Source organism: Pseudarthrobacter sp. NPDC058329, assembly GCF_042879835.1.
Taxonomy (GTDB): Bacteria; Actinomycetota; Actinomycetes; order Actinomycetales; family Micrococcaceae; genus Arthrobacter.
Window position 1 is genome coordinate 190,960 of record NZ_JBHVZR010000004.1, and the last position, 12,803, is coordinate 203,762.

Sequence of the window (12,803 nt, forward strand, 5' to 3'; positions counted from 1 at the left end):
TTACTTGTCCACATAGGCGACGCCGGCGGTTGGGCACGCCGGCCGGCCTCCGTAGCGTTCATCCCAGGCAGAGCTTACTGGCCGGTGCTACAGGCGCAGGCCATTCGGGAGAGGGAAGGGCGATGGGCAGCCAACTGACGGGGGCGGATCTGCAGAAGGACATGTTGCGTGCCTCGCAGATGGAGCAGCTGGCGGGGAGGGTGGCTGTTTGCGTTGTCCGTGGAGAAGCTGTGTTGGACAGCTTCCGGGAGATTCAATTGCTGCAATGGGAGTCTCCGGCCGGACGCGCGTACCGTGACGCTGTTTCATTGCAGTCCGCTGCCCTGCGGCGTGCCCTCGAAGCACTGATTGAAGCGAGGGCGGCCGTGAAACGGCACAGCCAGGAAACGTTGGCGGCTGACTGCACCTCTGGGGGCAGGACCTGATGGCTGAGGCTGCGCCTTCCGGCGCCGGGTCCATCCGGCTGTCCGGCCCTGCCGAAGAAGGGCCCATAACAATCCGCGGCGGGGTGGGTGGCATCACGTTCCAGCTCGAAGAACTGATGGGCGGTGCCCAAAAACTGGATGACCTGGCGGGCAGTCTCGCCGAACTGGAGGTTGAAGTCCGCCGCATCTGGGAGGACCTCATTCCGTTCCAGAACCTGCCCCGGTGGTCGGGCACCGTTGCCTTGAACGCTGTAGGTGAGTCGGAGCGGAGGATCCAGGCGGTGCGGACCGAACTGCAGCGCCTCAGCAGCGACGTCCGCGCCTGCAAGCACGAGTACGAGGTAGCGGAGTGGCTTGCAGGGGCGGAAAGGTCGGTGGGCATGGTCAGCCCCGGGGAGATCTACGGCTCCCTCGCAAATTTCGCTACAAACCGAGCAGCTGACGACAAAACTGCGGAAACCATCGTAGGGATGCTTGGGCTTGAGGCCGCTGACGTCAAAAGGCGGGCGGAAAACCATCCCCGAATCTGGGATGCCCTCGAGCAGGATGGCGCTGTTGGCCGCGAAGTGGCCGTGCAGCAGGAGGAGACCTTTCAGGTGGAGCTGGATGCTTCGCCGGTGGGCCTCCTGGAGCGCATCCGGCAGATAGACGCCCGCGGCGCCGGCTTCATCGAGGTCATCGAGGTCAACAACGGCGGGGAAAGGACATACGTGGTGGTTGTTCCCGGTACCCAGCCTGCACATGCCGGCGGCGGCGGGGACAACCCGTTCGATGAGGTGGGCATTCTCGAAGCGATGGTGTACAGCTCAGAGGACATGAATGTTGCGGCGCTCCGGGCCCTTCAGGCAGCAGGCGCGGAGCACGGTGCCCCTGTGGTGGCAGTGGGCTACAGCCAGGGCGGCATACACGCCATGAACATGGCTGCCGATCCGCGCTTCCTCCGCGATTACGATCTTCGGTACGTGCTCACGGCGGGCTCCCCGGTGGCCGGCATTATTCCCGCCGCCGGAGTGCAATCGCTGCATCTGGAACACCGCGGGGACTGGGTGCCGGGTGCCGACGGAGCGCCCAATCCGGATACAAGGGACCGCGTAACGGTTTCCCTGGGCCAGGCTCCGAGGGCCGCTGAGGGGGAAGGGGGCATCGGCCCGGGCCATACGCTCAGCACCTACCAGGACGGCGCCCGGCTGGTGGCGGCCAGCACGGATCCATCCCTGGTGGGATCCACGGCGGCACTTGGGGCCGTGCTGGGGGCAGGTGGAACCGCGACGGCCACCCGGTTCTCACTGACCCGGACCAAGGCTCCAGCCCGGGATCTCCACGCAGCGGACGCCCGCCGGCAGGAACGCGGGTATGCCGGGCGCTAGCCGGCCGGGAGGCGGCGAAGTCCAGCCCTTAGGCGGCCACGGCACAGGCAGACCGTCCGGCTACCGCCGAACCCCGGTAATCCTGCCGGCCACCAGCGAGATCAAGGTGATGATGATTGCGGCCAGAATGGCCGTCCAGAAGAAGGAGTCAATGGTAAAGCGCACCGGCGTATAGCTGCTGATCCAGGATGTCAGGTAGAGCATCGCCGCATTAATGACGATAGTGAACAGGCCGAGGGTCAGAATGGTGATGGGCAGTGCGAGGAGGCTCACCAACGGGCGGACCAAGGCGTTCACCAAACCGAAGATGACGCCGATGAACAAGTAGGCGAGAACGATCCCAATGGTGTCCGTCCCCTGCGTCACGCCGGTTTTGGCCACTGCATCCGTAGCTGCGGAACTGGAGATGTCCAGCCCTGGCAGTATCCAACTCGCCACCCAAAGGGCGAGGCCATTGATGAGAATCCGGGCAATCAGTCGCATAGCCCCCATAATTTCACACCACCCTGAAGGCCAGCCCGGAAAAGTGAAGCACCCAGGCCCCTTTCCCCATGGCTTGGCTTGCGGGTTCCGGGGCCGCGGCGACCATACAATCCATGGCGAAATCCGCCCTGTGTCAGGAACCATGCGAAGTAGGCTGGTCTGCATGACGTCATCGAACACCCTTGCCGGGGGCATCCCACCACGTCCTGTGGTGGCAAAGCTGCCACGCTACGCCGCTGGCAAACCTCCCGTCGCCGTGGACGGACTGGCCAGTTACAAGCTCTCCTCGAACGAAAATCCCTTGCCGCCGATCCCTGCTGTAGTCGAAGCCATTGCCCAGCAGACAGACTTCAACCGCTACCCGGATCCGCTGAGCAGCCGGCTCCGCGCACAGCTCGCTGCCTTCCTCGATGTTCCGGCCGATGACATCGTCACGGGCGCAGGCAGCCTGGGCGCCCTGAACCAGCTGTTGGCCGCGTTCGCCGGGCGGGACGAGGACGGCAAGCCCGATGAAGTGATTTACGCGTGGCGCTCCTTTGAGGCCTATCCCATCAGCATTGGTCTCTCCGGCGCGGAAGGCGTTCCCGTTCCCCTGGCTGCCGGCGGACGCCACGACCTCAAGGCCATGGCTGCCGCAGTATCCGCGCGCACCAGAGTGATCCTCCTCTGCACACCAAACAATCCCACGGGCCCTGTACTGACTGCAGCCGAAACGGAGGCCTTTGTCCGCTCCGTGCCCGCAGACGTCGTGGTGGTGATTGACGAGGCCTACCAGGAGTTCGTGCGGGCAGCGGAGGCAGTGGATGGAATCGCTCTCTACCGCAAGTACCCCAACGTCGTTGTGCTCCGGACCTTTTCGAAGGCGCACGGACTTGCCGGCCTCCGGGTGGGCTACAGCGTCTCCAATCCCGGGCTGACCCAACACCTCCGGGTCGCGGCCACCCCGTTCGCCGTGTCGCAGATCGCAGAAACTGCCGCAATTGTGTCCTTGCAGAATTACGCCCAAGTTGTGGAAAGGGTACAAAAGCTCGTGGATGAACGGGAGCGTGTCACGTCCGGGCTGCGGAGCCTGGGCTGGGCTGTTCCGGATGCGCAGGGAAACTTTGTCTGGTTGGACCTCGGCCCCGACAGTGCCGGATTCGCAGAACTTGCGGCTGCGCAGGCCTTGTCAGTCAGGGCGTTTGCCGGGGAAGGGGTCCGGGTGAGCATCGGCGAGGAGGAAGCGAATACGCGGTTCCTCGGGCTGTGTGCGAACTATACAAAGGCCCCGCGCGGTTCCTAGCAATTAACAAGTAGCCCCGCGGTTACTTACTGAAGATAAAGTTAGGATCAGTAAGCCAATATATATGCCCCGGCAGGAATCCATTCCTTTTGCGGCATATATCCCAGCGACATTGCATTGCATCCGCATGCGGCAAGCAAGGAGACGGTATGGGCACACATCTGCCTGCCACCGAGTTCGACGGAACAGCTGTAGACGACCAGCGTGAGGCTGATGCCGAAGCTGTAATGGGCGAACCCCCGGCACAGATGGTCCAGCTCCTCGGCGCCGACGGGAAGCTCGGCTTCGACCCCGTTTATACCGAGTACGCCGAAAAACTCACTCCGGAAAAACTCCAGGGACTCTACGCCGACATGGCTGCCATCCGCAGGTTCGACGTCGAAGCCACTGCCCTGCAGCGCCAGGGCCAGCTCGCGCTCTGGGTCCCCTTGACCGGACAAGAGGCCGCCCAGATCGGTTCCGGCCGGGCAAGCCAGCCGCAGGACTACATCTTCCCCACCTACCGGGAACACGGCGTCGCATTGACCCGCAACGTGGACCTGGCCGAGCTGCTGCGCCAGTTCCGCGGAGTCTCCAACGGCGGCTGGAACCCGAAGGACACCAACTTCCACCTGTACACGCTGGTCCTGGCTGCCCAGACGCTCCACGCGGTGGGCTACGCCATGGGTATCCAGCGGGACCAGAAGCTCGCGGCCTCCACCGCCGCTTCCCAAGCCGCCGGCCGTGAGAGCGAGGCGGCCGTACCGAATGCCGCAGTGATTGCGTACTTCGGCGACGGCGCCAGCTCCGAGGGTGACGTCCACGAATCCATGGTGTTCGCCTCCTCCTACAACGCTCCGGTGGTGTTCTTCTGCCAGAACAACCATTGGGCCATTTCCGTCCCCACCAACGTGCAAACACGGGTGCCGCTGTCAAACCGCGCTAAGGGTTACGGCTTCCCCGGCATCCGGGTGGACGGCAACGACGTCATCGCGGTACACGCCGTGACCGAGTGGGCATTGGAGCACGCGCGCCAGGGCAAAGGCCCCGTCCTGATCGAGGCTTTCACCTACAGGGTGGGTGCACACACAACGGCGGACGATCCCACCAAGTACCGCGAGTCGGCCGAAGAGGACGCCTGGCGGGCCAAGGATCCGCTTAAGCGCCTGGAGAAGTACCTGCGTTCCGAAGGCTTGGCTGACGACGCCTTCTTCGCCAAGGTCAAGGCTGACGGTGACGAGCTCGCTTCCTACGTCCGGCGGACCACCCATGACCTCGAAACTCCGGATATCCGGTCCGCCTTCGCCAACACATATGTGGAGGCGCATCCTTTGGTGGCGGAAGAGCTGGCCTGGTTTGAGGAGTACTCGGCGGGCTTTGCCGGCGAAGAACAACCACAGGAACGGCAGGCAGTAACAGCGCAGGCGTCCCAGGAGGCAGGCCACTGATGACCACCATGACCATAGCGAAGGCCATCAATGAGGGCCTTCGCGCAGCACTGACGGACAACCCCAAATCGTTGCTGATGGGCGAAGACATCGGCGCCCTGGGTGGCGTTTACCGCGTGACGGACGGGCTGATCCGCGAGTTCGGCCCGGACCGCGTGGTGGACACCCCCCTGGCGGAGTCCGGCATCATCGGCACTGCGATCGGCCTTGCACTGCGCGGCTACACGCCGGTGTGCGAGATTCAGTTCGACGGCTTCGTTTTCCCTGGCTTCAACCAGATCACCACCCAGCTGGCCAAGATGCACGCGCGCAGCAACGGCAACCTCACGGTTCCAGTGGTCATCCGCATCCCCTACGGCGGGGGCATCGGCTCGGTGGAGCACCATTCCGAATCTCCTGAAGCGCTCTTCGCCCATACGGCAGGCCTGCGGATCATCACCCCGTCCAACCCGCACGACGCCTACTGGATGATCCAGCAGGCCGTGCAGTGCCAGGACCCGGTCATCGTTTTTGAGCCCAAGCGCCGGTACTGGCTCAAGGGCGACGTTGATGTCGAGTCGCCGGGCCGGGCGGAGGACCCTTTTGAGGCGCACGTTCTCCGGGAGGGAACCGACGCCACCATCGTGGCATACGGACCGCTGGTGCCGGTGGCCCTGGCCGCGGCGGACGCTGCGGAGGAGGACGGACGCAGCGTTGAGGTCATTGACCTGCGCTCCATCTCGCCCCTCGACTTCAATACTGTCACCGCCTCGGTGCAAAAGACCGGGCGGCTGATCGTGGCCCACGAGGCACCAACCTTCGGCGGCATCGGCGGCGAGATCGCTGCCAGGATCAGTGAGCGGGCGTTCCACTCACTGGAGGCGCCCGTGATCCGCGTGGGTGGCTTCCACATGCCCTATCCCGTTGCCAAGGTTGAGGAAGACTACCTTCCGGACATCGACCGCATCCTCGAGGCGCTGGACCGCGCCCTCTCCTACTGAGGACACCATGACTCTCAACAAGTTCAATTTGCCTGACGTCGGCGAGGGCCTCACCGAGGCGGAAATCGTCTCCTGGAAGGTCAAGCCCGGCGACGTCGTGGCCATCAACGATGTCCTGTGCGAGATAGAAACCGCGAAGTCCATCGTCGAACTGCCCTCGCCGTTCGCCGGCACCGTCACCGAACTGCTGGTCCCCGAAGGCGTCACCATCGACGTCGGCACTGCCATCATCAGCGTCACGAGCGAGGTCTCCGGCGACCCCACACCGGCTGACGTGCGCGCTCCCGAGACACCTGTACAGCCGCTCTACGGCAAGCTTCCGGCGTCCGACGCCGGCACGTCCGAAGGTGCGCCGGCAACCGACAGTGCGCTGGCTGGCGGCCCGCTGGTGGGCTCCGGCCCCAAAGCGGACGCCGTCAAGCGCCGCCCGCGGATTTCGCGGGGCTCAGCCAGCGGGGGTGCTGCAGCGTCCCTTACGGTCAATGCTCCGGAGGTGGAGCCTGTCCAGCCGCGCACGCCGGCCGAAGTCTCCGGGGAGGGGCGGGTGGCCCCGGCACGCACTGCGTCCCGGCTTCCTGGTGAGTCGGCCGCCGTCGACAACCGTCCCACCTTTGGCGGCGCCATCACCGGTCTGGTCAACAAGGTCCTGGCCAAGCCGCCGGTCCGCAAGATCGCCCGGGACCTGGGCATCGACCTGGCAGACGTGGTGGCCACGGGCCTGCGCGGCGAGGTGACCCGCGAGGACCTGGTCAGCTACCAGGCGCAGCGGGACGCCGAGCTGGACAAGGCGGACGGTTTCTGGGGCAAGGCAGGAAAGCCGCAGGACCAGCGGATAGAGCGGATCCCGGTGAAGGGGGTCCGGAAAGCCACAGCGAAGGCGATGGTGGATTCAGCCTTCTCTGCACCGCACGTCAGCATTTTTGTGGACGTGGACGCCAGCCGCACCATGGAATTCGTCAAGAGGCTCAAGGCGTCGCGTGACTTTGAAGGTATCCGGGTATCGCCACTGCTCATCCTCGCAAAGGCCGTGATCTGGGCGGCCGCCCGTAATCCGAGCGTCAACGCCACCTGGGTGGACAACGCCGGCGGCGCCGCGGAAATCCAGGTCAAGCACTACATGAACCTCGGAATCGCAGCAGCAACCCCGCGGGGATTGATGGTGCCGAACATCAAGAACGCCCAGGACCTGTCCCTGAAGGAACTGGCACTTTCCCTCAACAACCTGGCCACCACTGCCAGGGCGGGAAAGACCCAGCCTGCCGAGATGCAGGGCGGAACATTGACCATCACCAACATCGGTGCACTGGGGATCGATACGGGTACGCCGATCATCAACCCCGGCGAGGTGGCCATCGTTGCCTTCGGAACCATCAAGCAGAAGCCCTGGGTGCTGGACGGCGAAGTGATTCCCCGCTGGATCACCACCCTGGGCGGCTCCTTCGACCACCGCGTGGTGGACGGCGACCTGTCCGCCCGCTTTATGGCCGACGTCGCCGCCATCCTTGAGGAACCGGCACTGCTGCTGGACTAGGAAAGTGACAAGAGTGGTTACCAACGCGGGCGCCATCCGTGCCAGGAACAGGGCAGCCAGATGGATCACCGAAGTGTTCCAGCCGCCCGTGGTGGTCAGCGTACAGCTCTTAATCAGCCCGCTGACCCAGGCCGGCTTCCCCGGAACCATGGCCTACGGGGCGCTGGCGGCCTTGTTTGTCTGCGTGATCCCGTTGTTGCTGCTGCTGGTCCTGGTGAAACTGGGCAAAGTCACCGACCATCACGTCAGTAACCGTAAACAGCGTGCGCCCGTGCTGCTGATGGCCCTGGCCTCGATCCTGGCCGGGCTGCTGGTGCTGAATGCGGCAGGAGCCCCGCAGAGCGTGACAGCCATGGTCTTGGCCGTGGTGGGCGGAGTGGTGGTCCTCGCCGGAGTCAGCCCGTTCTGGAAGATCAGCGGGCACGCCGCAGCCATATCCTCGTCCGCCGTCATTGCCGTGCTTATGCTCGGGGCGGCGTGGATTCCGCTGCTGCTGCTCATCCCCGCCGTCGGCTGGTCGCGGGTGGTGCTCCGGGCCCATACACGGGCACAGGTGGTGGCCGGCTCACTGTTCGGCGGCGTAGTGATGGCCGGCATCTGGTGGGTCATGCAGGGATGGATGGTCGCCTAGCCCGGGACATTCGCCGGTCCCGCAGCGGGTGCTTTAGGCGGCGGGTCCTTTAGTAGGACGAATACGCCAGCATTTCCAGCATGGCCGGGTCCGCGGTTGTTCCGAGGACAAGTGCTGCCGCCACCATCAACGCACCCATTCCGGCGGCAACAGCCCCACAAACCGTCATGATTTTCCAATCCTCACGCATGACGCTGGCCAGGGTCTCAGGAAGCTGGAGGCCCGGCGCAATGAGGTTCGGGGCGCTGTCCACGGTGCCGTCGTCAAGCAGCGCAACTACCCTGCCATTGCTGCGGTCAACGCGCATGGAGCAGATGTGGTTTCCATGGCGGGCCAGGAGGATGTCGTGCCCTACGAGCTGGCGGCGCTGGAGAGTGAGCAATGGGGCCCCTTGATAATCGTGGATGCTGGGTGTCCGCTCCATTGGGGGCTTATCCAATTTTATCGTTGTGCCAGGGGCTCCACGGGCGTATCGCGCGTGAGACCAGACACTCCCCGCCGCGACGTTCGCCACTGCGGGGAGTGTCTGCGGCAACCGTCAGTCGGCGTCGTACGTGTTGGCGATGTAAACATCGCAGGGTGCGTTGTGGGCGACGCTGTTGGCGACGCTGCCGAGGACACGCCCGATGCCCTGCATCCTCCGGTTTCCCACCACGATGATCCGGGCTTCCATCCGGAGGGCCTCCTTGATGAGGGCGTCCGCCGGCCGGCCGCGGGCTGCCGAATAAGTCACTTTGATGTCCCGGCCCAGGGAATCCGCGACAGTGCGCGCCACATGTTCGGCGGCATCGGCGTCGGACACGATCCACTGATCGCTGCCGCTGCCGAAGACTTCGGTGCGGTCGCTGTCGAAGGCCGAGACCACGTGCAGCGAGGCGCCCAGTGCAGCGGCAAGGTCCCTGGCCGACTCTGCCGCCTTCTTTGCCGTCCCGCTGCCGTCCACCCCTACAACGATGATTCCGCTCATGTGTTGCTCCTTTGCTCCGTTAGTGCGGCATAAGCCAGTGAGCCCAAGGCTACAGCCCGGCGATGGCTTCCCGCAGTACCGGCGCCAGGCGCCGAACCCCTTCGGTGATGGCTTCCGGCGGCACGGCGCTGTACGCCAGGCGCAGCTTGTTGGACGGCTCGTCCGACGGCGTGAAGGCGGCTCCCGGGATAAACACGACGCCGGCGTCGATGGCCTCTTGCAGCAGCGGGTAGGTGTCCACACCTTCCGGCAGCGTCACCCATACGAAGAATCCGCCTTCCGGGCTGGTCCAGCTGGTCCCGGCGGGCATATGGGCTTCGAGGGCATCGAGCATGGCGCGGCACCGTTCCGCATACAGTCCGCGGTACGTTTCGATCTGGCCGCGCCAGTCAAAGTCGCGAAGGTAGGCGGACACCAGCATCTGGTTGAGTGCCGGCGGGCACAGGGTCACGGCTTCTGCTGCCAGGTAGTAGCGGCGCTGGAGGTGTTCGGGCACGAGGGCCCAGCCGATGCGAAGCCCGGGGGCGAAGATCTTCGAGAAGGACCCCATATAGATGATGTCCGCGGGGTTGTTGGCCCGCAGCGGTGCCAGTGGTTCTCCACCGAAGCGCAGGAGCCCGTAGGGGTTGTCCTCGAGGATCAGGATATTCGCGTTGCGGCATATGTCCACGACCTTTTGCCGCCGTTCCCCGGCGAGGGTGATCCCGGAGGGGTTGTTGAAGTTGGGGATGGTGTACAGGAACTTCACGGTTTTGCCGGCGAGTTGCAGGGCGGCGATCTTTGCCTCGAGGAGGTCCGGGACAAGCCCGTCCCCGTCCATCTCCACCGTTTCAACCTGAACCTGGTACGCCTCGAAGGTGTTCAGTGCGCCCACATAAGTGGGGTCCTCTACCAGCACCACGTCCCCGGGGTTGCAGAAGACCTTGGTGGCCACATCCTGGGCTGATTGCGACCCCGCGGTGATCACCACGTTCCGCGGCAGCGCGTCGAGGATGCCCTCGGCAGCCATCACCTCGCAGATCTGCGTGCGGAGTTCCTCCATGCCCTGGCCGCTGCCGTATTGCAGGGCCGTCAGGCCGTCCTCCGCAATGATCGCTGCCGCCGTGGCAGCAAGCCGGTTGAGGGGGAGCGACTGCAGGTAAGGACTTCCACCGGCAAGGGAAACCAGTCCGGGGCGCAAGGAAATGTCGAAGACATCCCTGACCGCCGACTGCCGGATGTTGGCGGCGCGCTCTGAGAAAAGTTCCTCATGGCGGTGGGCGGACGTTGCCGCCCGCTCGATGGCGTCAATGGCTTCGGCAGGCAGCGTCCGCGCTGCGGCGTCGAGTGTCTCGTGGCTCACATCAAACAGGATACAGCCGGGTGTTGATTGCAAGGCAACAACAGTTGAGTAATCATGTACGGCCTTGGCCTCCCGGCTCAGTCCAGGCGCAGGGCCTCCGAGAGGCTGCTTCCGTTGACATAGATCTCCGCCCGGATGGCGCCCACCGCCGATACCGCCGTCTGCGTCAGCTGGGCCTCCACCCGCGGAACGTCGCATACCCCGCCCATGCTGAGTGTTCCGGCAAGGTATACCGTGACGGTGGTGCCGTCGAAGCTTCCGGAGAGGAACTTCAGGTCGGAACCCGTGAGTGCGTTGTAAACGTCCGGTGAAGGCCCTGGTTGCGCAGCCCCGGCCTGCACGTCCAGCAGGGCGCCCACGGAGGCAGCGAGCGTGTCCTCGCCGGCGGAACTGGTGTGGGCTACCCCCACCAGGCTGTCATTGCAGCCGAAGCGCACGCCGTTGCTGCCGCCGTCGTCCAGGAGCACGTAGTAGGCGGTGACCGCCTGGAAGTCGGCGGCCTTTTCGGACGGAGCCGGTGTGGAAGGACCGGGATCTTCCGGCGCACGTACTTCCGGCGGGGGTGAAGTGGGGGAAGTTGCAGGCGTGCCGACGGGCGCGGTTGTTCCGGCCGGGGCCGCGGGGGCGCCGGCCTGGGTCTCCAGGGCAGGCGGCGTAGCTGCTGTTCCCGCGGGCGGCGGGGCCTGCGGCTGGGGAACGGGGGCAGTAGGCGCGGCCGCAGGGGTGGGACCGGCGTCAACCAAAGGCGGCGGTGCCGCTTCCTGAGGGGGTGGGGTGACGCAGGCGGCGGCCCACAGTGGAAACGCCAGGGCGGATGCCGCCATCACAGCGCGCACCCCCGCCATCCGCCTTCCAGCAATCGGCCTTTTTGCCATGCCTGCACCGCAATCCCGTCCCGGTACGTCCGTGGATTAACGTTACGGCCGGGCCGGCTGCCTGGGGATGTCCTTGAGGTACCGGTTGGGACAAGAGTTGGTCACGGCAGCCCTCTTTGGCGGGACGACGCCCCATGTCAGGAGCCCGGGCGCCCCGGCCACTCCTTGCCCGCCCAAGGGTCATAGTCGGCAATGAGTTCCTCCTGGGCCGGACGTTCGGCATCCGGGATGTGCTGCAAATTCACCCGCACCCGGTACCAGAGCGAGCTTGATCCGCGCATTCCATCCACGAGCACGTCCGCGGGGTGCAGGGCGGGGATGAGGTCAGCGTGCCGGGACTTCCACTCGTCGAGCGCGGCGAGTGCCTCGGGTTTGGTTTTGGTGCGGGCCACCTCGATGAGCGGCATTACTGATTGTCGGCGGCCGGAACCGTCGCCGCTCCTCGGCGCCTTCTCGGCAGGGCCCAGCTCCGCCGCCAGTGCGAGCAGGCCATCCAGTTTGCCCGCGGCTTCGTCGATGCCGGCATGGGGATCCCCCACGTCCGCGAAGCGTCCGGGCACAGTGCGTACCGTGAACTGGCCGGGACGTGCGGAGCGTACCTCGTCCCACGAAAGCGGCGTGGAAACCCGGGCGTCGGGGAGCGGCCTGACCGAGTATGCCGAGGCTACGGTGCGGTCCTTGGCGTTCTGGTTGAAGTCCACGAACACACTCTCGCCGCGCTCCTCCTTCCACCACCGGGCGGTGGCAAGCCCGGGGGCGCGGTTCTCGACTTCGCGCGCGAGGGTCTCGGCGGCGAGCCGCACGTCGCGGTAGGACCATTGCGGCGCGATCCGCACCAGGATGTGGAGTCCGCGGGAACCGCTCGTCTTCGGCCACCCCGCCAGCCCGACGTCGTCGAGCACCTCCTGCGCCACATATGCGACATCCACGATCTGCGACCAGTCAACCCCCGGCATCGGATCGAGGTCCACCCGAAGCTCATCGGGGTGCTCCAGGTCCTCCGCCCGCACTGGGTGGGGGTTGAGGTCGAGGCAGCCGAGATTCACCACCCAGGCCAGTCCTGCGGAGTCCCGGATCACGGCTTCCTCGGCTGAGGTGCCGGACGCGTAGTGCAGGGTGGCGGTGTCGATGAAAGCGGGGTGGTTCTCGGGGACGCGCTTCTGGAAGAAGGGTTCGGCGTCGATGCCCTTGGGGAAACGCTTCAGCACCATGGGCCGCCCGCCGGCACCCCGCAGCGCGCCATCCGCCACAGCGAGGTAGTAACGCACCAGGTCCAGCTTTGTGATCCCGGGTTCGGGGAACACCACCTTGTCCGGGCTCGAGATCCGGACCTCCACGCCATTGATGTCCAGAATCTCGGCTGGGGCCTTCGAGGGGGTCATGCCGTCACGCTAGCAACGAATGAAAGCCACAGCCAGAGCACCGCCGGGGGCGGGCACTACGGGCGGACCAAGGTCCATGGACACGGCGGTGCCCGGCACGATAATCCGCGC

Annotated in this window: 12 protein-coding genes; 6 read left to right on the forward strand and 6 right to left on the reverse strand. The window is 65.4% G+C overall.

The genetic code is table 11. The annotated features are described in order from the left end of the window. Positions 1 to 424 precede the first annotated feature (424 nt). Positions 425 to 1,792, forward strand: a complete 1,368-nt coding sequence (locus ACFVYC_RS08320) for a hypothetical protein (RefSeq protein WP_387548870.1) — start codon at positions 425 to 427, stop codon at positions 1,790 to 1,792. A 60-nt stretch (positions 1,793 to 1,852) separates the two neighbouring features. On the opposite strand, the gene ACFVYC_RS08325 is transcribed toward ACFVYC_RS08320, so the two are convergent. Then, positions 1,853 to 2,275 carry a phage holin family protein gene (locus ACFVYC_RS08325; protein ID WP_387548872.1) on the reverse strand — a complete coding sequence of 141 codons (423 nt, stop codon included), beginning with the start codon at positions 2,273 to 2,275 and terminating at the stop codon, positions 1,853 to 1,855. 163 nt (positions 2,276 to 2,438) lie between these two features. Here ACFVYC_RS08325 and ACFVYC_RS08330 point away from each other — a divergent pair, with 163 nt between their 5' ends. From ACFVYC_RS08330 to ACFVYC_RS08350, 5 genes are all read left to right on the forward strand, one after another. Then, positions 2,439 to 3,557: a histidinol-phosphate transaminase gene (locus ACFVYC_RS08330; RefSeq protein WP_387548873.1), complete on the forward strand. Its 1,119-nt coding sequence runs from the start codon at positions 2,439 to 2,441 to the stop codon at positions 3,555 to 3,557. Between the two features lie 149 nt (positions 3,558 to 3,706). After that, entirely contained in the window at positions 3,707 to 4,984 is a 1,278-nt protein-coding gene (pdhA, locus tag ACFVYC_RS08335; protein WP_387548875.1) for a pyruvate dehydrogenase (acetyl-transferring) E1 component subunit alpha, read from the forward strand. Next, complete coding sequence (locus ACFVYC_RS08340; RefSeq protein WP_387548877.1) at positions 4,984 to 5,964, forward strand: alpha-ketoacid dehydrogenase subunit beta; 981 nt, start codon at positions 4,984 to 4,986, stop codon at positions 5,962 to 5,964. The genes pdhA and ACFVYC_RS08340 overlap by 1 nt, the downstream gene beginning before the upstream one ends. 7 nt (positions 5,965 to 5,971) lie before the next feature. Continuing rightward, a complete protein-coding gene (locus tag ACFVYC_RS08345; RefSeq protein ID WP_387548879.1) occupies positions 5,972 to 7,495 on the forward strand; it encodes a dihydrolipoamide acetyltransferase family protein in 1,524 nt (507 codons plus the stop codon). A gap of 13 nt (positions 7,496 to 7,508) precedes the next feature. Then, entirely contained in the window at positions 7,509 to 8,126 is a 618-nt protein-coding gene (locus tag ACFVYC_RS08350) for a phosphatase PAP2 family protein (protein WP_387548881.1), read from the forward strand. Positions 8,127 to 8,175: 49 nt separating this feature from the next. On the opposite strand, the gene ACFVYC_RS08355 is transcribed toward ACFVYC_RS08350, so the two are convergent. The 5 genes from ACFVYC_RS08355 to ligD all read right to left on the reverse strand — a co-directional run bounded on the left by ACFVYC_RS08355 (position 8,176) and on the right by ligD (position 12,692). Further along, the gene (locus ACFVYC_RS08355; RefSeq protein ID WP_387548883.1) at positions 8,176 to 8,508 is read right to left on the reverse strand and encodes a hypothetical protein; all 333 of its coding nucleotides are present in this window, start codon (positions 8,506 to 8,508) and stop codon (positions 8,176 to 8,178) included. A gap of 156 nt (positions 8,509 to 8,664) precedes the next feature. Beyond that, positions 8,665 to 9,093 (reverse strand): universal stress protein, encoded by a 429-nt coding sequence (locus tag ACFVYC_RS08360; protein WP_104043756.1) that lies wholly within the window; start codon positions 9,091 to 9,093, stop codon positions 8,665 to 8,667. Between the two features lie 49 nt (positions 9,094 to 9,142). Next, positions 9,143 to 10,435, reverse strand: coding sequence for a PLP-dependent aminotransferase family protein (locus tag ACFVYC_RS08365; RefSeq protein ID WP_387548885.1), 1,293 nt, complete (start codon positions 10,433 to 10,435; stop codon positions 9,143 to 9,145). Positions 10,436 to 10,512: 77 nt separating this feature from the next. Then, positions 10,513 to 11,271, reverse strand: coding sequence for a hypothetical protein (locus tag ACFVYC_RS08370; protein ID WP_387548887.1), 759 nt, complete (start codon positions 11,269 to 11,271; stop codon positions 10,513 to 10,515). Between the two features lie 176 nt (positions 11,272 to 11,447). Continuing rightward, entirely contained in the window at positions 11,448 to 12,692 is a 1,245-nt protein-coding gene (ligD, locus tag ACFVYC_RS08375) for a non-homologous end-joining DNA ligase (protein WP_387548889.1), read from the reverse strand. Between the last annotated feature and the right edge of the window lie 111 nt (positions 12,693 to 12,803).